The sequence below is a fragment of the Sphingomonas sp. SphC10 genome (assembly GCF_057004845.1).
Map to the genome: position 1 here is coordinate 3771085 of NZ_CM168044.1, position 19163 is coordinate 3790247.

The window sequence follows — 19163 nt, forward strand, 5'->3', positions numbered from 1 at the left end:
GTTGGAAGTGTAGGCATTTAACCAACCGTTTGCAGTTGGCGCCTATGCCCGATCGAAATCGCCGGCATGACAGCCCGCGACGTGTCGGGAATCGCCATGCTTTCATCCTTGCCCATACCGAAGAAGATCGGCCTGTCCTTCGCGCTCGTCATCATGACGGTGTTCGTCATGATCGGCGTGCTGTGGTGGGCGTTCGCCCGCATTCAGGCGACGACCACGGAAAGCAGCCATGCCCAGGACATCTATGGCTATACGCTGGAGATGGAGGGCGGGGTCCAGCGCGAAAACAGCCAGATGCGCGGCTTCCTGATCACCTCCGACGAAGCCTATCTGAAGCAGTATTTCGAGTCGCGCGCGACCGAGATACAGTCCGCGTCCAAGCTCGACGCGCTGCTGGACAATGATCCGAAGGCCCGCGCGGAGGTCGCCCGGTCGCACGAGCATATGCAGGAATGGCGCCGCACGATCGGTGATCCGCTGATCGAGCGCAGTCGCACCGACCGCGAGGGCGCACAGCAATGGCTTCGCGACAATAGCGAGCGGGTTCGGGTCACCTCGGTCCTTCAGGCGCTGCGCGATGTCCGGGCGCAGACCGTCGCGGAATTGAAGAGCGTGCGGGCCGCACGGAAGACGGCGCTGCTGACCGGGCAATGGAGCCTGGCCATCGGGGCGGTGGTGATGATCGGTGTCGCGGCGGCAATGGCGATGCTGTTGTCGCGTGCGCTGGGGCGGCCGATCGTCCGGCTGACCGGGATCATGGAAGCCTTGTCGCGCGGTCGCAACGATATCGCCGTCCCCGATGCCGACCGGGGCGACGAATTGGGCAGCATGTCGCGCGCCGTCGTCGTCTTCCGCGACGCGGCCGTCGCCAAGGCGCGAGCGGATGCCGAGCAGAATGAGGTGGTCGACCGGATCGGCTGCGCGCTGGGCCAGTTGGCCGATTCGGACCTGACGGCCCGGCTTTCGGGTTTCCCGCCTTCCTATGCGGCGATCGAGCGCGACTTCAACACGGCCGTCTCGCGTCTGTCGGGCTCGCTGGGCGCGGTACGGGTCAATGCCGCCGGGATCAGCAGCGGCGCGGTGGAGATGAACGAAGCCGCCGACGACCTGGCTCGCCGTGCCGAGCAGCAGGCGGCGAGCATCGAGGAAACCTCGGCCGCGATGAACGAGATCGCCCAGTCGGTGACGGCGGCAGCGACCAAGGCCCAGTCTGCCGAGGGCATCGTCCGCAAGGCGAGCAGCGACGTCGCCAATAGCGAGGCGATCGTCCGCCGCACCGTCTCCGCGATCGGCGATATCGAACGTTCGTCCAACGAGATTGCCGAGATCATCGCGGTAATCGACGGCCTGTCCTTCCAGACCAACCTGCTGGCGCTGAACGCGGGCGTCGAGGCGGCGCGGGCGGGCGATGCGGGCAAGGGCTTTGCCGTCGTCGCCTCCGAAGTGCGTGCGCTCGCGGAACGCTCGGCCGAAGCGGCGCGCGACATCAGCGCCCGCATCACGACCACGGTCGAGCGGGTGCGCAGCGGCGTGGAACTGGCCAACAAGACCGACGAGTCGCTGCGCCTGATCGCTACGGGCATGCATGACATCAGCGGGCTGGTCGAATCGATCGCGGGCGGGGCGTCCGAACAGGCGACGAGCATCCAGCAGGTCAATCTGGCGATCAATGACATGGACGGCGTGACCCAGGCCAATGCCGCGATGGTCGAGGAAGTGACCGCCGCCGTCCGCGCGCTGTCCGCCGAAGCCCGTGCGCTGGAGGAGCAGGTCAACCGCTTCCGCGTCGACGAGACGGTGATGGCACCGGCCGCGTCGGTCGCTCCCATGCGCCGCGCGCCCGCCCCGGTGCGGCGTGTACCGAGCCCGGTCCAGGGCAATCTTGCCGTGAAGCAGGATGACGACGATTGGAGCAGCTTCTGATCGCCCACTGACATCGCCGCATGGCTAGAGAACCGATTGGCATTCGACCGTGCCCTTCTTCCCTCGCCCCTCATAGAGGGGAGAGGGAAGAAAGCGGGGCAGCCTGATAGGTCCACGATCCCACTCGACAGGTCGCGGGCTTTCTTACATTTCAACGCGGAGCAGGGGCCCCATGCGGCGCGGGGATTGTAAGTCGCGTCCTGCCGGGGCAAGCGGCGGCCATGGATATTCCCCAACGCTATGCCGATTTCATCCAGTGGATCGGTGACGGCACCGGCATGGCCGACAGCCTGTTGCACGTTCATGCAGGCATGGCAGTACTGTTCTTGGCGCGCATCCTGACCCGAAAGTCGCTGGCCACGCCGATCCCGCTCGCCTGCGTCGCGCTGGCCGAGGCGGCGAACGAGATCCTCGACCGGCTGCATTACGGATCGTGGCGCTGGACCGACACGCTGGGCGACATCGCCAACACGATGTTCTGGCCGACCGTGCTGTTCATCGGCCTGAGGATGCGATCCCCGCGCGGACGGCGTTGAGCGATATTTTTACAATTCCTCCCCTGAAAGGGGAGGAATAGGTCTTATCAACCTTCCGGTAGCACCGGCTTCCAGTCCCAGCCCAGCGGGTCGCCGTCCATCACCTCGACCCCGGCGGCGAGCAGCGTGTCGCGAATCGCGTCGCTCCTGGCGAAATCCTTGTCCGCCCGCGCCGCGCGACGCTCGACCAGTTGCGCCTCGATCTCCGACTCGTCCAGGGTCGCGGTCCTGGGCCGGGTGCGCAGGTCGGCGCGGGTCAGCGTCGTCAGTTGCAGCCCCAATGTCGCATCGAAATCGGCCAGCGCGGCGAGTCGCACGCCCGGCGACAGCTTCTTGTCGCCCAGCATCTCGTCCAGCACCGGCAGCGCGCGGGGCGTCGCCAGATCGTCGGACAGCACACTGTCCAGCCGCTCGCGATAGGAGGCCGCATCGCCCTTCTCGGGCGCGTCGGCGCGGGCGCGAAGCCCCTCGACCGTCTGGACGAGGCGCTTGAGCCGCACCTGCGCGGCCGCCAGGCCATCCCAGCCGAACTCCATCTCCGACCGGTAATGCGCCTGGAGGCACATCAGGCGATAGGCGAGCGGGTGGAAACCGCGATCCATCAGCGCCTGGAGCGTCAGGAACTCGCCCGACGACTTGGACATCTTGCCGGTGCGGTCGACCAGGAAATTATTGTGCATCCAGATATTGGCGCCGCTGTTGGGGGTGCAGCTGTGCGCCTGGTTCTGGGCGATTTCGTTCGGGTGATGAATCTCGCGGTGGTCGATGCCGCCGGTATGGATGTCGAACTGCGCACCCAGATACTGCTTGCTCATCACCGAGCATTCCAGATGCCAGCCCGGCGCACCCGGACCCCAGGGGCTGTCCCATTCCATCTGACGATTTTCGCCCGGCGCGGAGGCGCGCCAGATGGCGAAGTCGGCCGGGTGGCGCTTGCCCGCGACCGGATCGATGCGGCTTTCGCCCTCGTCATCCTGATGCCGGGCGAGGCGGCCATAATCGGGCACGGTCGTCACGTCGAAATACAGGCCGTCGGGCAGGCGGTAGCAATGCTTCGCCTCGATCGCCTTGGCGAAGTCGATCATCTGCGGGACATGCTCGGTCGCCAGCGGGAAGCGGGTGGGCTCGGCAATGCCCAGATCCTTCAGGTTGCGCTTGAAGGCGTCGGTGTAATGCGCGGCGATCGCCCAGATGTCCTGGCCACTCTTCTTGGCGGCGGCCTCCATCTTGTCGTCGCCCGCATCAGCGTCCGAGGTCAGATGGCCGACATCGGTGATGTTGATGATGTGGGTGAGCGGCCAGCCCTTCCACCGCAGCACGCGCGACAGCGTATCGGTGAAGACATAGGCGCGCAGATTGCCGATATGCGCATAGTTGTAGACCGTCGGCCCGCAGGAATAGACGCGAACATTGGCCGGATCGATCGGCCGGAACGTCTCGGCCATGCGGGTCAGGCTGTTGTACAGGGTCAGCGGCGTGGCGGGGGAAGCGGGGACGGTCATGGCGCTTGCCTTAGCCATGTCGGCTCCGGCCTGAAAGAGGCCCCGGTCCGGCGGGTACCGGACCGGGGCTGACGCGGTGACAGGGGAGGCACCGTGCCGTTTCGTTCCTGAGCCTGAAAGGCCCATGAACATGTCAGGGTGCCCGGCATACGGGAGTTAGCCGGACAGCGACGCTTCTAGGGGGCGGGGGATCACCGCAGCATGGCCGCCACATGACAAGCGCGTTCATATCCGGCACTTCGGCGCCGAGCGGAGGATGCCGTGCGGCAGAGCGATTTGCGATCCGACGGGTTGTAATCGGACGACCGCGCTGCTAGGAGCGCCCGACGATGCGGCCACAGTTGTTCTGCGGCCGCTTTATCCTGTTTTGCCGGAGCAATTCGTTTTTATGCAGATCATCGTTCGCGACAACAATGTGGATCAGGCCCTTCGCGCGCTCAAGAAGAAGCTGCAGCGGGAAGGCGTGTATCGCGAAATGAAGCTCCGTCGCCATTACGAGAAGCCCTCGGAAAAGCGCGCTCGTGAGCGTGCCGCGGCGGTGCGTCGTGCCCGCAAGCTGGAGCGCAAGCGCGCCGAGCGCGACGGCGCACGGTAAGCGTCTCGCCGGGCGGCCGTGACCCTTTCGCATCTGGCGGAGGGCGCGGTGCGGCCCGGCACCGGCCGAATCGCATGAGGCGAATCGGCCCGCGCTTCGAGCGCCGCATTCCCTGAACGCCCACGCACAGAGCGAGAAACAGGCATGTCCGTAACCGCTGTTCCCCTTCGTCCCGTCCGGCGTTCCTATCTGGTCTGGATATGGGTTGCGGTGGTGGCGGCCGTGATCGCCGCTGCCTTGCTGGCGCGTCAGGGCGATGCCGCCCTGGTGCGTGAGGCGCGCGGCGCCGGCGTCACGACGACTGCGTCTGGTCTTCAGTATAAGGTGATCGAGCCTGGTCAGGGCGGGGCGCATCCGACCGCGACCGACGTGGCGCTGGTCAACTATACCGGCCGCCTGATCGACGGCACCGTCTTCGACGCCTCCAAGCAGCCGACCCCGATGCCGCTGTCGAGCGTGCTGCCCGGCTTTGCCGAAGCGCTGAAGCTGATGCCCAAGGGTTCGAAGTATCGTTTCTGGCTGCCTGCCAAGCTCGGCTATGGCGACCATGCGAACGGCCCGATCCCGGCCAATTCGGAACTGGTGTTCGATGTCGAGATGATCGACTTCATCCCCGAATCGGTCCTGCGCCAGATGCAGGCGCAGCAGTCGATGATGGGCGGCGCCGGTGGTCCTGGCGGGATGCCCGGCGGTGCTCCCGGCGCACCGTCGCCCCGCTAAGGGCGCAGACCGAACCCCAAGCGTTTCCAATCGGATCGAGATCGCCGGAGCCCCACAGGGTTCCGGCGATTTTGCGTTTCAGGCTTGACCTGGGACCACCGCATGCCAGGCGAGCGACGATGTCGCCCACAACTGGCGTGCATCTCCAAGGTTTGGCCTTAGAGGGCTTGCTGCAATAGCCGGATATTCGCCCCGTACGCTCGATTCGGTGGAGGTTGTGGTGGTTCCTACCGGGGTTGTTACCGCCGATCCCACTTATTCTGTGAGGGAGATGACAGTAATCGGGCTCGATCGTCTGCGTCGCGCGGGCAGGGGGGCATATGACCAGCGCTCATGGGGAGGTTCTACCCTGATCTATCCCTGAAAGGAGAGGCTTACTCCCATCAAGGCCAAGTCATCGCGCCTGTCAGAAGCCAACCGATGGCTTGTGTCTCATACAAGGCGTCAGTGAGGGAGCATGTTTGGCGGATAACCCTGATGCTTCGTCCGCCCCAGACAAGTCCTGCACCCAGCTATGCGCTGATACCCAACGCGCTTGATTGGCAGATCATCATATCCGTTCAGCGTTGAATGCGTAGGTCAAGGCCGACCGCGCGTCGGTGAGAGCCTCGGCGGTCCCGATATGCCGGTCATGCCTATCGGGCCGTATCTCACCGATGAAGCAAACGCACCCCATCCCCACCAGGCAAAAAAATAGCGGCCCGAAGGCCGCTATTCCTTTCAACCGTGAGGCTGAAGCAACTTAGTTGCTGTCGGCCGAGTCGTCCGAGTCGGCAACAACAACGATGCCGGCGACGACGGCAGCAGCCGCCAGAACGGCGACGAGGATGCCACCGCCGGCCAGGCCGTTCTTCTTGGCAGCCGGAGCCGACGCGCGGACCGACTTCGAAACCGAAAGGCTGGCAGCCGGGTTCGCAGCCATTGCCGGAGCAACGGTCATCGAAACGGCGGCAGCGGCGACGAGAAACTTCCCAAGACGCATGTCTAACTCCCTTAAAAATGTCAGCAGGCCCATGGCACGCAAGCCGTCCCAAGGCAACCCCACCAACGAGTATGGGGCAGTTATGCTCCCACACTGATGCGGCAATGCAACATTACTTTACCGCCCTGCGGCTATACGTTGCTTTACCGCTCAACGGAATGCCCCCGCAAACGTTTCGCCTCAGTAAAGAGACATCAGGTGGAAAAAATCTCTCGTGCCTGATCTTCCAGCATCAGCGCGGTCAGTCGGTCGCTCTGATAGGCACCAGTGTCAATTCCGATGCGATGCGGCAGGATTTCTGCCTCTTCGGCGACCGTATGGCCATGCACGACCATCTTCTCCAAAGGCGCGCGGTGATCCAGAAAAGGATCGCGAATCCAGCGCGTTTCGGTCAGCTTCTGTTCGGCGATCGGGATACCGGGACGGATTCCCGCATGAACGAAGGCATAGTCGCCCAGAACCATGATCTCCTTCAGGTTCGACAGGAACAACTGATGCTCATGCGGCACCACGGCCTTTAGCCGGTCCGCAACCTCGTTGTAATCGAGCCGCTCATAATCCTCGCTGGAGACGCCGTAACTGAGCATCGTCTCGCGCCCGCCGATTCGGCAGAAGAGGCGCAGCGCCTTGTCGTCGCCGTCGATCGCGCGGAGGAAAATCTCCTCATGATTGCCCATCAGGCAATGGACGCGGCGATCGCTGGCGCCAAGCTGGCGGATGCGCTCCACGACTCCGGCCGAATCGGGGCCGCGATCGACCAGGTCGCCGAGGAAGATGATGTGGCGTTCGGCGGGTGGACGCGCGCCGTGATCCGCCTCGATCCGGGTCAGGATGGCGTCGAGCAGGTCCAGCCGACCATGGATATCGCCGACGGCATAGACCCGAAGACCGGGCACCATGGCGGGTACGAAATCAGGAACGCGCTTTCGTAGATTCAACAGCTTGGCAAGCATGGATGGTCTGATATCCGCTATAGGCGGTTGTGCTTAGTCCCGACCATGCGCTCGCGCAATGCGACGTGGGCCTCAGCTCTGGTCAGGCCATAGCCCGCGCGTGTCCAGAACGGTCTTGCCCCGACGCTCGTCGAGCGGGACGGATCGGAAAATGTCGTGGTCGACTAGAACGATCATCGCCTCGCAAGTTTCCAGCGCGGTGTCGATATCGATCAGCCGTGCGCCCGTCCCGTCAAAGGCGCGGGGCAGGGTGGCGGCATAGGGCTCGACGATATGGACGCGCTCGCCGAACCGGGCGGCGAGGGCGGCGGCGACCTTCAGCGCGGGGCTTTCGCGGAAGTCGTCGATATTGGCCTTGAAGGCGAGGCCCAGACAGGCGACCGGCCCGTCCTGCGCCTCGATCATCGCGGCGGCGCGGGCGATGATATGGTCGGTCTTGCCGTCGTTCACTTCACGCGCGGTGCGGATCAGCGGCGTGTTGGCTGGGTCGGCCGCGACCAGGAACCAGGGATCGACCGCGATACAATGTCCGCCGACTCCGGGGCCGGGCGACAGGATGTTGACGCGCGGATGGCGATTGGCCAGCCGGATAACCTCCCACACATCGACCCCCAGCGTGTCCGCCACCAGGCTGAGTTCATTGGCGAAGGCGATGTTGACGTCGCGAAAGGCGTTCTCGGTCAGCTTGGTCATTTCGGCCGCGCGCGCGGTGGTGGTGACGCACGCGCCACGCACGAAGCGCCGGTAAAAGGCCAGCGCCTTGCGCGCGCAGCGCGGCGTGATGCCGCCGATAACGCGGTCGTTGTCGATCAGCTCGACCAGGATACGCCCCGGCAAAACGCGTTCCGGGCAATAGGCGATGGCGAGATCGGCCTGCTCGCCCGGCCGGGTGGCGCCCGGCAGCTTCAGGTCCGGGCGTTCGCGCGCGATCAGGTCGCGGACCTGCTCGGTCGTGCCGACGGGCGAGGTCGATTCGAGGATCACCGTGTCGCCGGTCTTCAGCACCGGCGCGATCGCCCGCGCGGCATCGAGGACGAAGGTGATGTCTGGCTGGCGATCCTCGGTGAAGGGCGTCGGCACCGCGATGACGAAGACATCGGCCGGGGCGACGGTCAGCGAGGCCTTCAGGCTGCCGCGCGCCACCACGCCCGATACCAGGCCGTCCAGATCGACCTCCTCGATATGGACGCGGCCCGAATTGATCGTCTCGACGACCGAGGGGGTGACGTCGACCCCGGTCACCATCGCGCCGGTCCGCGCGATGATCGCGGCGGTGGGCAGGCCGATATAGCCCAGCCCCATCACCGTGACCGAGAGTTCAGAGTCCAAGGGCATGGGTCATGATCCTGTTGATCTGCTCGGCGGTATTCCCTGCGCCGAATGGGTTATGCGCGCGCGCCATGGCGGCATAACGGTCTGTATCGTCGAGTAATGCGAAGACTTCCGCAGCGATCCGGTCCTCGTCGGTGCCGATCAGCCGGGCCGTGCCCGCCGCCACGCCTTCGGGGCGTTCGGTCGTCTCGCGCATGACGAGCACCGGCTTGCCGAGCGCAGGGGCTTCCTCCTGCACGCCGCCCGAGTCGGTCAGCACGATATGCGCGGCGTCCAGCGCATGGACGAATTGGGGATAATCGAGCGGCGCAATGCGCGCGATGGCGGGATGGTCGCCCAATATCTCGTCCATCACCGCCACGACATTGGGGTTGGGGTGCATCGGGAAGAGGATGCCGACATCCTCCCGCTCGGCGATCCGGCGCAGCGCACGGGCGATCGCGGCCATGCCGTCACCGAAATTCTCGCGCCGATGGGTCGTGACCAGCAGGATCCGCTTGCCCGCGAGCCGCGCCAGTACGGGATCGAGGCCCGACGCCAGCATCGGATCGGCGGCGATCCGTGCCTTGGTCCAGTGGAGGGCATCGATCACGCTGTTGCCCGTCACATGGACCCGGGCCGGATCGATCCCCTCGGCGCGCAGGGCGGCGGCGGCGGTTTCGGTCGGCGCGAAGTGCAGTTCGGCGATCGGCGCGATCATCCGCCGGTTCACCTCTTCGGGCCAGGGCTGATAGATATCGCCCGAGCGCAGCCCCGCCTCGACATGGGCGACCGGAATCTTGCGGTAATAGGCGGCCAGCGCCCCGGCCATGGCGGTCGCGGTATCGCCCTGCACGACGACCATGGCAGGACGCTCGCTATCCATCACCTCGCCCAGCCCGGTCAGCAGCCGCGCGGTCAGCCGGTCGAGCGACTGGCCCGGTTCCATCAGGTCCAGATCGTGATCGGGGACGAGCCCGGCGATATCCAGCACCTGGTCCAGCATCCTGCGATGCTGCGCGGTCACGCAGACCCGGACCGGCACCGCGCCCGAATCACGCAAGACCCTGACAACAGGGAACAGTTTGATCGCTTCCGGCCTTGTGCCGAAGATGATGAGGATCGGGGGGCGCGTCATCGTGCGATTCGTAACCTGTCGCTTTTAAGGACATCCTAACCGCATCCCGCTGGCGCGAGGCTATGTTGCGCTGCACGATGCGGCTAGAGGCAGATTGATTCAGGGAGTGTTTCATGACGATCAAGAAGGTTCGCAAGGCTGTTTTTCCGGTGGCCGGTCTGGGGACGCGCTTTCTGCCCGCGACCAAGTCGATGCCGAAAGAAATGCTGACCGTCGTCGACAAGCCGTTGATCCAGTATGCCGTCGAGGAAGCGCTGGAAGCGGGGATCGAGCAGATCATCTTCGTCACCGGTCGCGGCAAGGGCGCGCTGGAGGATCATTTCGATATCTCCTACGAACTCGAAGCCACGATGAAGGCGCGCGGCAAGAGCCTCGCCGTGATCGAGGGCATCCGCCAGAAGCCGGGCAGCCCCGTCTATGTCCGCCAGCAGGAACCGCTGGGCCTGGGCCATGCGGTGTGGTGCGCGCGTGAAATCGTCGGCGACGAGCCCTTCGCGGTGCTGCTGCCCGACGAACTGATGGTCGGCGGCTTCATGAAGCAGATGGTCGAGGCCTATGACCAGGTCGGTGGCAACGTCATCGGCGCCCTGGAAGTGCCCGACAGCGAAACGGACAAATACGGCATCATCTCGCCGGGCAAGCAGGACGGTCGTCTGACCGAAGTGACCGCGCTGGTCGAAAAGCCCAAGGGCAAGGCGCCGTCGAACCTGATGATCCCCGGCCGCTACATCCTGCAGCCCGAGGTCATGCAGATCCTCGACGCCCAGGAGCCGGGTGCGGGCGGCGAAATCCAGCTGACCGATGCGATGGCCAAGCTGATCGGCAACCAGCCCTTCCATGGCTTCACCTTCGACGGGCAGCGTTACGACTGCGGCGACAAGGCGGGCTGGCTGACGGCCAACCTGGCGCTGGGGCTGGCGCGCGAGGACATCGGTCCGGCGGTGCGCGAGTTCGCGACGAAGCTGCTCGGCTGATTTCAGTTTTTCGAGTTGACGAAGGGGGCGGGGCCGAAAGGCCACCGCCCCTTTTTCATTCCTCCCCTGCAAGGGGAGGGGGACCAGCGAAGCTGGTGGAGGGGTGTAGCCGGTTGCGAGTGAGACCCGCTCTTGCCGAGCGGGACACCCCTCCGTCAGGCCTTCGGCCTGCCACCTCCCCTGCAAGGGGAGGAATGAGCATTAACGCTCCCGCCGGTCCGCCCGCCGCGACAGCCAGCCGAAGGTCAGCAGGATTACCGTCGGACACAGCATCGTGTTCCAGATGTCGAACCAGCTGGCGGGCAGATTGCCTTCATCCGTGGCATAGAAGGGTTGAAGCAGGTCATAGGCTTCGTTGACCGTCTCGATCACCAGCACGGTCAGCCAGCAGCGCCAGTCCCAGGGCTTGCGCCGTAGGACCAAGGCCGAAAGAGTGAGGATCGCCATCCCTGCATAGGCGTGGAGCGTACTGTCGGGCAGGCCGGTGACCTGCCCGATCCAGCCCTTGTCTCCCGTCCAGTCGAGCCAGCCGGACGGCGGCGTCGGCCGCGCGCTCATGCCGCCACCGCGACCATGTGAGCGCAACGACAGCCGGGGTCCTTGGGCAAGGCGAGCGTACGGAAACGCATGGTCAGCATGTCGGCGATCAGGATGCTGCCCGCACTGTCGCGCCCGAACGGTGCGGCGGCGCGTAGAGCCTCCAGCGCGGCGAGGCTTCCCATTACCCCCGTCACCGGCCCCAGCACGCCGTCATCGGCGCAGGTCAGCCCGGCCTGGTCGGCCGCCTCGCCGACGAAGCAGCGATAACAGGGCTTGTCCGCTTCCCAGCCGCGATAGACCGCCAGCTGCCCCTCGAACTGCCCAACCGCCGCCGAGACGAGCGGGATGCGCAGGGCCAGCGCGGCATCGGCCACCGCCAGCCGGGTCGCGAAATTGTCGCAGCCGTCCAGGACGACGTCGGCCCCCTCGATCAGGGCGGCGGCATTGTCCGGCGTCACCCGCGTGCGGTGCACGGCCACGGCGACATGCGGGTTCAGCCGCGCGACATGGGCGGCGGCGGCCTCGACCTTGGGTGTGCCGCGATCCTGGGTGGTGAAGATGGTCTGGCGTTGCAGGTTGGACGGCTCGACCACATCGTCATCGATCAGCACCAGCGATCCGATGCCCGCGGCGGCCAGATACTGGATAGCGGGAGAGCCGATGCCGCCCGCGCCGATCACCGCGACCTTGGCCTGTTTCAGTTTCAGCTGCCCGCCGCCGCCGAACTCGCGGAGGACTATGTGGCGGGCATAACGGGCGAGTTCGTCGTCGCTCAGGATCATCCCGGCCCCGTACCCAGCCAAGTATAGGTGATGACCGTCCGATACCAGCGATCGCCCGGGATCATGGTCCGGTGCGCCAGGTGGCGCACCATGCGCTGTGCCGCGCCTGCGCTGAACTGTTCGACCGTGGGGCAGCCGATAGCGAGCGGCACCACGCTGTCGGCGTTGCCGTCAGCGCTGATCCGGATGGCGAGGGGCACGACCAGCACCATCTGCGCGTCGTCCTGCCGGGCGCGGGTGCAACGCCCCGCCGCCACTTCGTCACGGACGAAACGGACCATATCCGGTCCGGCAGGCGGCAGGGTGAGCACGCCGAGCGTCGACCAGTCATGCGGCGGCTCGGCCGGGCCGGGGGCGGCCAGCCGGGGTATGGGCGTCACCGGCGACGCGGGCGCGATCGCCTGGGTCGTCGCGGCGGCGAGGATCAGCGCCACGATCACCGCCCGGTCGATCCGAAGCCGCCATCTCCCCGCTCGGTCGAGTCGAGTTCGTCGACCCGGGCCAGGGTCGCGCGCTGGACGGGGGCGGGGACAAGCTGGGCGATGCGCTCGCCGCGCACCACCTCGAACGGCTGATCGCCCAGATTGGCGAGGATTACTTTCACCTCGCCGCGATAATCCTCGTCGATCGTGCCGGGCGTGTTGAGGCAGGTGATGCCGTGTTTCAGCGCCAGACCGGAACGCGGGCGCACCTGCACCTCATAACCCGGCGGGATCGCGATGGCGAAGCCGGTGGCGATAGCGGCGCGTTTGCCGGGCTCCAGCGTCAGCGTCTCGGCGGCGACCACGTCCATGCCCGCCGCGCCGGGGGTGGCATAGGCGGGCAGGGGAAGACCCTCGCCATGGGGCAAATATTTGATGGCAATGGAGATTGGTGCGGTCGTCATGACCGTGCTTGTAGCGCATCCGCGATACGTTGCGCGAGCCCCCTGGCCACCGCGTCCTTGCCCATCCGTTCCCAGCTCTCGACGCCGTCGGCGGTGACGAGGTGGACGCGGTTCGCATCGCCGCCGAACACGTCGCCCGATACGTCGTTGGCGACGATCCAGTCGGCGCGCTTGCGCAGGCGCTTGGCGACGGCATGGTCGATCACATGCTCGGTCTCGGCCGCGAAGCCGACGACCAGCGCGGGGCGGTCGGGCGCGGCGGCGACGGTGGCGAGGATGTCGGGATTCTCGACCAGCGTCAGCGCAGGGGCGGCGCCGCCGTCCTTCTTCACCTTCTGCCCTGCCGCCTCGACCCGCCAGTCGGCGACGGCGGCGACCATGACGGCGGCATCGGCGGGCAGCGCCTGGGCGACGGCCTGTGCCATGTCGCGTGCCGTCTCGACATTCACACGGGTAACGCCCGGCGGGGTGGGCAACGTCACCGGCCCGGCGATCAGGGTGACCCGCGCGCCCAGGGCCGCCAGCGCGCCCGCCACCGCAAAACCCTGTCGCCCCGAGGAGCGATTGGCGATGTAGCGGACGGGATCGATCGGTTCGTGAGTCGGGCCCGCCGTCACCAGCACATGCCGCCCCGCCAGCGGGTGATAGGCGGGCGTCAGCTTCGCCTCTATCGCGGTGAGGATCGCAGGCGGCTCGGGCAGGCGGCCGGGGCCGAACTCGCCACATGCCATTACGCCTTCGTCGGGTGCCATCACCTCGACCCCATCGGCACGCAGCTGCGCCACGTTGCGCTGGGTCGCGGGGTGCAGCCACATGCGCACATTCATGGCGGGGGCGACCAGCACCGGCGTATCGGTGGCGAGCAGCAGGGTCGTCGCCAGATCATCGGCATGGCCGTTCGCCATGCGCGCCATCAGATCGGCGGTGCCCGGCGCGACGACGACCAGATCGGCCTCGCGGCTGAGCTGGATATGGCCCATCTCCGCCTCGTCCTTCAGGTCCCAAAGCGTGGTGAAGACCTGGTTCTCCGACAGCGCGGCCAGGGTCATCGGCGTGACGAAATGGCTGCCCCCCTCGGTCAGGACGCAGCGCACGCTGTGCCCGGCCTTGCGCAGCAGGCGGATCAGCTCGCAGCTTTTATAGGCGGCGATCCCGCCCCCGACGATCAACAGGATATGGCTCATCGCACGACTCGCGTCACGGTAATGCGTCGCCGGTCGCGCGCGGCGGCGATCAGCTCGCGGACCGCATCGGGGGCGAAGACGACGCCGAGGAAGATAAGCGGCGCGACCGCCAGCGCAAAGGCAGGCGCGCCGGTCAGAAGGCCGAGCAGGACATAGGCGGCAAGCGTGATCCCCGCCCGCCGGGCCACCGGCTGCCTCCAATGCGCCCAGCCCAGCGCGGCGAGCACCGCCAACGGCAGCGTGATTGCCATGGGCAGCACCCCGACTCCGCTCGCCGAGGCGATCGCCGCCAGCCACGCCCCCGGCGACTGTAACGCGATGGGCGAGGCGATGGCGGGGTCGATCGGGCCGACCATCGCATTCAGCCTATGGGCATGGGCGGCGTAGAGGATCATCGCGACGGCGGTCGCTCCGATCCACCCCGTTGCCTCGCGCTCGGCCCCTGCGCGCCAGGCGAGAAACCCCATCAGCAACGCATGGAGAAGCGCCACGGGGCTGAGGATCATCGCGGTCAGCCCGAGCGCGACGGCGGTGGGCATGGCGTCGGGCCGCCGCTGCACCAATGACAGTGCGATGAGCAGCGCAGTCCAGACCTCGGGCACCGACACCATTGTCCGGTCGAGCGCCGGATAAAGCCCGGCGACGAGCAGGATGATCGCCAATGCGCGGGGGCCGCGCCCCTCGAACAGCGGCCAGCAGCGCCGCGCCCAGCCCGCGACGACGGCCAGGCCCAGCAGGATGAGCAGCAACTGACCGACCAACGGCGGCATCAGCGCCAGCGTCACGGGTAGCGCGGGCAGCGGCACCGCCAGCAGCACGGGGCGCAATGGCCGCCCATTCTCGCGAAGGGCGTCGATCGCGGCCGCGTAAAAATCCTGCCCGTGCCGCACATGGTCGAGGATCGCCGCCGAAACCGGCGTCAGGCGGTCGGCTACCGGATCGGCATCGCCACCGGTCCAGAGCAGCCCCGCGATCAGCACGAACAGCAGCGCGAGCATCCCGATCGCGACCGGTGGCGTCATGCCCGACAACCGCCCCGGCTGGCTCAGCCAGAGCGGCCGCGAGATGCGGCGCGGGGAAACGGGGGGCGCGCTGCCCGGCATGCCTATCCCAGCATCCTATCGAAGCACGGCGATGGTGGCCGCGACCCCGGCAGCGGCCGACAGCATCGAGATCAGCGCATAACGCCAGCCGCCGCCGATCCGCACGACCTCGATCTGCTTGAGGGGCGGCGCAGGCGGCTCGCCACCCGGCGCAGGGTAACGCGCCTCGATCCGGCGGACCAGTTCGGGCAGGCGGGCGAGCGTCTGCACATCCTCGATCAGCCGGTCGGCGATCTTGGCCTCTGGCCCCAGCTCGGTGCGAATCCATTCGCGCACGAAGGGCGCGGCCGAGTCCCACAGGTTGATGTCGGGATCGAGGCTGGTCGCCACGCCCTCGACCATCACCATGGTCTTTTGCAGCAGCAGCAAATGTGGCTGCGTCACCATGTCGAAATCGCGGGTGATCGAGAACAGGCCGTCCAGCATCATGCCGATCGACATGTCCTTGACCGGAAGCCCCCGCATCGGCTCGCCGACCGCCCGCAGCGCGGTGGCGAACTCGGCGACATTATGGTGGGCGGGGACATAGCCCGCCTCGAAATGAATCTCGGCGACGCGCTTATAATTGCCGGTGATCAGGCCGTATAGGATCTCGGCCAGCCATACCCGCGCGCGCCGGTCGATCCGGCCCATGATGCCGAAGTCGATCGCGGCGATCTTGTTGCCGGGCAGGGCGAACAGATTACCCTGGTGCATGTCGGCGTGGAAGAAACCTTCCGCGATCGCCTGGCGCAGGAACGCGCGCACAAGGGTCTGCGCCAGATGCGGCAGGTCGTACCCCGCCTCGACTAGCGCCTGTCGGTTGGACAGCTTGATCCCGTCGATCCACTCGACCGTCAGCACCTTGGCGGTGGACCGTGCCCAGTCGATCTGCGGTACCATGAAGTCCGGCTCGGCGGTCATCGCCTCGGCCAGTTCGGAGGCCGAGGCTGCTTCGCGCCGGAAGTTCAGCTCGCGCAGCGTCCAGCGGCGGAAATTCTCGACGGTCAGGCGCGGGCGCAGGCGCGCGGCCTCGCCGCTCATCCCCTCGACCTGCGCGGCAGCCCATTGATAGGTGTCGATGGCGCGGGCAAAGTCTTCCTCGACGCCGGGGCGCAGCACCTTGACCGCGACCGTGCGGCCATCGGTCGTCACCGCACGGTGCACCTGCGCGATCGAGGCGGCACCGACCGGCACCTCCTCGATCGAGGAGAAGAAGTGCGAGGGCGGGCGACCCATGCTCGCCTCCATCGCGGCGCAGATCGTCGCGAAGGGGACGGGGGGCAACTGATCCTGAAGCCGCAACAGGTCGTGCGCGGCATCGTCGCCGACCAGATCGGGCCGAGTCGCCAGCGTCTGGCCCAGCTTGATCGCCGCCGGGCCGATCGCCTGGAACGCGTCGGCATAGGCAGGCTTGGCGGGCACGCGCGCGCCGAAGCGGGCGACACGCGCCAGCCGCCGCACGGGCGCGGGCGTGTTGGGATCGCGCTCGATACCCTGCAACGCGCCATGCCGTGCCAGCGTCCGCCCCCATTTGAGCAGACGCCAGAGATGCACCACCGGCTGGGTCACAGGGCGTTTCCGCCCATGCCTGCCAGCATCAAATCTTCCAGCCCGAATGGATCGCGACCAGGCCGCCCATGATCGGTTCGACCTTGGTTTCGACGAAACCGGCTTCGCGGATCATGGCTTCAAAGGTCGGCATGTCGGGGAAACGACGGATCGATTCGATCAGATAGCGATAGCTGTCCGCATCGCCCGCCAGCATCTGGCCCAGCTTGGGCACCAGCTTGTGCGAATAGGCGTCATACACTTCCGAGAAGCCCGGCCAGACGGTGGTCGAGAATTCCAGACAGAAGAACCGCCCGCCGCGCCGCAGGACGCGGTGCGCTTCCTTCAGCGCGGCCGGGATGTCGGTGACGTTCCGGATGCCGAACGCGATCGTATAGGCATCGAAGAATTTGTCGGGGAAGGTCAGCTGCTCGGCATTGGCCTCGGTCCAGACCAGCCCGTCCAGCCCGCGCTCGGCCGCGCGCTTCATGCCGACCTCCAGCATCGCCGGATTGATGTCGGCCACCGTGATGCTGGCACCCGACTCGGCCAGGCGGAAGGCGATGTCGCCGGTGCCGCCCGCCATGTCGAGGATCTGGTCGCTGGCGCGCGGCTTCACCCGGCGCACGAAGCGGTCCTTCCACAGGCGGTGCATGCCGCCCGACATGGCATCGTTCATCAGGTCATATTTGGCGGCGACATTCGTAAACACGCTGCCGACACGGGCGACCTTTTCGTCGCGGGGCACATCTTCATAGCCGAAGGAGACGGTATCGCTCATGGGGATGCCCTAGCCCGGCCTTGCTGGCGGGGCAAACGCTACCTAGCTGTTTGCCTAAGGAAACCCAGACAGAGAACCGATGCCCGAACTTCCCGAGGTCGAAACCACGGTCCGCGGCCTGACCCCGGTGCTGGCGGACGCGCGGCTGACCCTGGTCGAGCCGCGCCGCCCCGACCTGCGCCATCCCTTTCCGGCCGATTTGCGTCAGCGGATGACGGGGGCGACCGTCACGTCGCTCGGTCGTCGTGCGAAATACGGGCTGATCGATACCGATCGCGGCGATACCATGGTCTTCCACCTCGGCATGTCGGGGCGCTGGCGGATCGATCCCGGCGAGCCGCAGACGCATGACCATCTGCTCTTGGAGACGGCAGCGGGGCGGCGGCTGGCGCTGAACGATCCCCGGCGATTCGGTTTCGTCGATCTGTGGTCGACCGCCGACCTGGCGAGCTACCCGCCGTTCCTCGCCATGGGGCCGGAGCCGCTGGGGCCGGACTTCACCGCCGCCTATCTGGCCGAGGCGCTGGAAGGGCGGGCGGCGCCGGTCAAGGCAATGCTGCTCGACCAGCGGATCGTGGCGGGCCTTGGCAATATCTATGTCTGCGAGGCGCTGCACATGGCGAGAATCACGCCGGGCCGGGCGGGAGGGCAGATATCGAAAGCGCGACTCGCGCGGCTGGTCGAGTCGATCCGCGCCGTACTGGAGGCCGCGATCCTGGCGGGCGGTTCGTCGCTTCGCGATTATGTGCGGCCGGACGGCGAACTGGGCTATTTCTCCAAGGAGTGGCGCGTCTATGGTCGCGAGGGCGAGCCGTGCGAATGCGGCACCATTGTGCGGCGGCGAACCGATTCGGGGCGCTCGACTTTCTGGTGTGCGACCTGCCAGCGTGGTTGACGCCAAGGCCGTCAGCCGGTAAGGGCGGCGGCTTCAAAGCTGGTGCGTCGCGCCGCTATCCCTTTTGATCGAGATTTAGAGGTTTTCATGGCGAACACGCCGCAGGCCAAAAAGCGTATCCGTCGCAACGAGCGTCGCGCCGTCATCAACGGCAACCGCGTCAGCCGCATCCGTACCTTCGTGAAGAAGATCGAAGCCGCCCTGGCCGCCGGTGACAAGGAAACCGCGACGGTCGCTCTGGCCGCGGCGCAGCCGGAAATGGCCCGTGGCGTCGCCAAGGGCGTGCTGCACAAGAACACCGTCTCGCGCAAGTTCTCGCGCCTGACCAAGCGTATCGCCGCACTGGCCTAAGCCTCTCGGTTTCGCGACGAATGAAACCCGCCGGGGGCGGTCCCCCGGCGGGTTTTTTCGTGCGCTCGCCATCCATTCATTAACGCTTCGCGGAACGTGATCCGTGGGAACAATCCCGCGTTTCGTGCAACGCCAGCTTTGCCCGCGATTCGAGAGATTCGACTTTCGGGACGATGGCGCTCGCCTTGGTTAATATCCAACGATTTCAAGTGTTTGTGAGATAGTTGGACGGGTTTCTGCGGGCTTTTGGCTGTCAATCCGGTTTATTTCAGATTTATGGCCGGACATGGTCTTGATCAGACCCCGTCATCGCTCATAATCGGTTTCCCAGCGGCGGTGCTTCGTGCCCCGCGTCATGGACATCGCGAAGTGACAGACCGGGTCGAATCCGTTTGATTCGCCGATGGGCTACGTGTCGCCAAGTGGAATAGGGGCTCGACCGCCCATCATGGGGGTCGGCAGAAGTGGAGTGCGCGG

20 protein-coding genes are annotated in these 19163 nt (G+C 66.4%); 7 read left to right on the forward strand and 13 right to left on the reverse strand.

The features are described 5' to 3' along the window. Positions 1-66 precede the first annotated feature (66 nt). Both ACWKSV_RS17530 and ACWKSV_RS17535 read left to right on the forward strand, forming a co-directional pair. Positions 67-1923: a methyl-accepting chemotaxis protein gene (locus ACWKSV_RS17530; protein ID WP_083706565.1), complete on the forward strand. Its 1857-nt coding sequence runs from the start codon at positions 67-69 to the stop codon at positions 1921-1923. Between the two features lie 221 nt (positions 1924-2144). Beyond that, on the forward strand, positions 2145-2459 hold the full coding sequence (locus tag ACWKSV_RS17535; protein WP_056429960.1) for a hypothetical protein: 315 nt from the start codon (positions 2145-2147) through the stop codon (positions 2457-2459). A 47-nt stretch (positions 2460-2506) separates the two neighbouring features. Here the strand turns inward: ACWKSV_RS17535 and cysS are convergent, their stop codons facing one another. Further along, positions 2507-3979, reverse strand: coding sequence for a cysteine--tRNA ligase (gene cysS / locus ACWKSV_RS17540; protein ID WP_338468999.1), 1473 nt, complete (start codon positions 3977-3979; stop codon positions 2507-2509). Positions 3980-4349: 370 nt separating this feature from the next. Between cysS and rpsU the strand changes: the two genes are divergently transcribed. After that, entirely contained in the window at positions 4350-4556 is a 207-nt protein-coding gene (gene rpsU / locus ACWKSV_RS17545; protein WP_007404630.1) for a 30S ribosomal protein S21, read from the forward strand. Between the two features lie 144 nt (positions 4557-4700). After that, on the forward strand, positions 4701-5276 hold the full coding sequence (locus ACWKSV_RS17550) for an FKBP-type peptidyl-prolyl cis-trans isomerase (protein ID WP_056429956.1): 576 nt from the start codon (positions 4701-4703) through the stop codon (positions 5274-5276). 742 nt (positions 5277-6018) lie between these two features. Here the strand turns inward: ACWKSV_RS17550 and ACWKSV_RS17555 are convergent. The 4 genes from ACWKSV_RS17555 to wecB all read right to left on the reverse strand — a co-directional run bounded on the left by ACWKSV_RS17555 (position 6019) and on the right by wecB (position 9660). Further along, a complete protein-coding gene (locus ACWKSV_RS17555; RefSeq protein ID WP_237243540.1) occupies positions 6019-6291 on the reverse strand; it encodes a hypothetical protein in 273 nt (90 codons plus the stop codon). A gap of 161 nt (positions 6292-6452) precedes the next feature. Then, complete coding sequence (locus tag ACWKSV_RS17560) at positions 6453-7157, reverse strand: metallophosphoesterase family protein (RefSeq protein WP_237243541.1); 705 nt, start codon at positions 7155-7157, stop codon at positions 6453-6455. Positions 7158-7283: 126 nt separating this feature from the next. Further along, positions 7284-8546: a UDP-N-acetyl-D-mannosamine dehydrogenase gene (wecC, locus tag ACWKSV_RS17565; RefSeq protein WP_076715243.1), complete on the reverse strand. Its 1263-nt coding sequence runs from the start codon at positions 8544-8546 to the stop codon at positions 7284-7286. Continuing rightward, the gene (wecB, locus tag ACWKSV_RS17570) at positions 8530-9660 is read right to left on the reverse strand and encodes a non-hydrolyzing UDP-N-acetylglucosamine 2-epimerase (RefSeq protein ID WP_076715244.1); all 1131 of its coding nucleotides are present in this window, start codon (positions 9658-9660) and stop codon (positions 8530-8532) included. Before wecB ends, wecC begins: the two co-directional genes overlap by 17 nt. Positions 9661-9773: 113 nt before the next feature. Between wecB and galU the strand changes: the two genes are divergently transcribed. Continuing rightward, positions 9774-10634, forward strand: coding sequence for a UTP--glucose-1-phosphate uridylyltransferase GalU (gene galU / locus ACWKSV_RS17575; RefSeq protein ID WP_058745066.1), 861 nt, complete (start codon positions 9774-9776; stop codon positions 10632-10634). 201 nt (positions 10635-10835) lie between these two features. On the opposite strand, the gene ACWKSV_RS17580 is transcribed toward galU, so the two are convergent. The 8 genes from ACWKSV_RS17580 to ACWKSV_RS17615 are packed head-to-tail and all read right to left on the reverse strand — an operon-like array spanning position 10836 to position 17440. Further along, positions 10836-11192 carry a hypothetical protein gene (locus ACWKSV_RS17580; protein ID WP_076715246.1) on the reverse strand — a complete coding sequence of 119 codons (357 nt, stop codon included), beginning with the start codon at positions 11190-11192 and terminating at the stop codon, positions 10836-10838. Further along, positions 11189-11956, reverse strand: a complete 768-nt coding sequence (locus ACWKSV_RS17585; protein WP_076715247.1) for a HesA/MoeB/ThiF family protein — start codon at positions 11954-11956, stop codon at positions 11189-11191. Before ACWKSV_RS17585 ends, ACWKSV_RS17580 begins: the two co-directional genes overlap by 4 nt. Further along, positions 11953-12390 (reverse strand): hypothetical protein, encoded by a 438-nt coding sequence (locus tag ACWKSV_RS17590; RefSeq protein WP_156884182.1) that lies wholly within the window; start codon positions 12388-12390, stop codon positions 11953-11955. The genes ACWKSV_RS17585 and ACWKSV_RS17590 overlap by 4 nt, the downstream gene beginning before the upstream one ends. Before the next feature lie 2 nt (positions 12391-12392). Beyond that, positions 12393-12842: a dUTP diphosphatase gene (gene dut, locus ACWKSV_RS17595; protein ID WP_056429933.1), complete on the reverse strand. Its 450-nt coding sequence runs from the start codon at positions 12840-12842 to the stop codon at positions 12393-12395. Continuing rightward, on the reverse strand, positions 12839-14026 hold the full coding sequence (coaBC, locus tag ACWKSV_RS17600; protein WP_076715250.1) for a bifunctional phosphopantothenoylcysteine decarboxylase/phosphopantothenate--cysteine ligase CoaBC: 1188 nt from the start codon (positions 14024-14026) through the stop codon (positions 12839-12841). Before coaBC ends, dut begins: the two co-directional genes overlap by 4 nt. Beyond that, positions 14023-15129: a hypothetical protein gene (locus ACWKSV_RS17605; protein ID WP_076715252.1), complete on the reverse strand. Its 1107-nt coding sequence runs from the start codon at positions 15127-15129 to the stop codon at positions 14023-14025. The genes coaBC and ACWKSV_RS17605 overlap by 4 nt, the downstream gene beginning before the upstream one ends. 15 nt (positions 15130-15144) lie before the next feature. Continuing rightward, positions 15145-16680: a 2-polyprenylphenol 6-hydroxylase gene (gene ubiB / locus ACWKSV_RS17610; RefSeq protein ID WP_076715254.1), complete on the reverse strand. Its 1536-nt coding sequence runs from the start codon at positions 16678-16680 to the stop codon at positions 15145-15147. Positions 16681-16708: 28 nt separating this feature from the next. Next, positions 16709-17440 (reverse strand): class I SAM-dependent methyltransferase, encoded by a 732-nt coding sequence (locus ACWKSV_RS17615; RefSeq protein ID WP_076715255.1) that lies wholly within the window; start codon positions 17438-17440, stop codon positions 16709-16711. Between the two features lie 79 nt (positions 17441-17519). Between ACWKSV_RS17615 and mutM the strand changes: the two genes are divergently transcribed. Both mutM and rpsT read left to right on the forward strand, forming a co-directional pair. Further along, the gene (gene mutM / locus ACWKSV_RS17620) at positions 17520-18335 is read left to right on the forward strand and encodes a bifunctional DNA-formamidopyrimidine glycosylase/DNA-(apurinic or apyrimidinic site) lyase (RefSeq protein WP_076715257.1); all 816 of its coding nucleotides are present in this window, start codon (positions 17520-17522) and stop codon (positions 18333-18335) included. A gap of 87 nt (positions 18336-18422) precedes the next feature. Continuing rightward, complete coding sequence (gene rpsT, locus ACWKSV_RS17625) at positions 18423-18686, forward strand: 30S ribosomal protein S20 (protein ID WP_483666825.1); 264 nt, start codon at positions 18423-18425, stop codon at positions 18684-18686. Positions 18687-19163 lie beyond the last annotated feature (477 nt).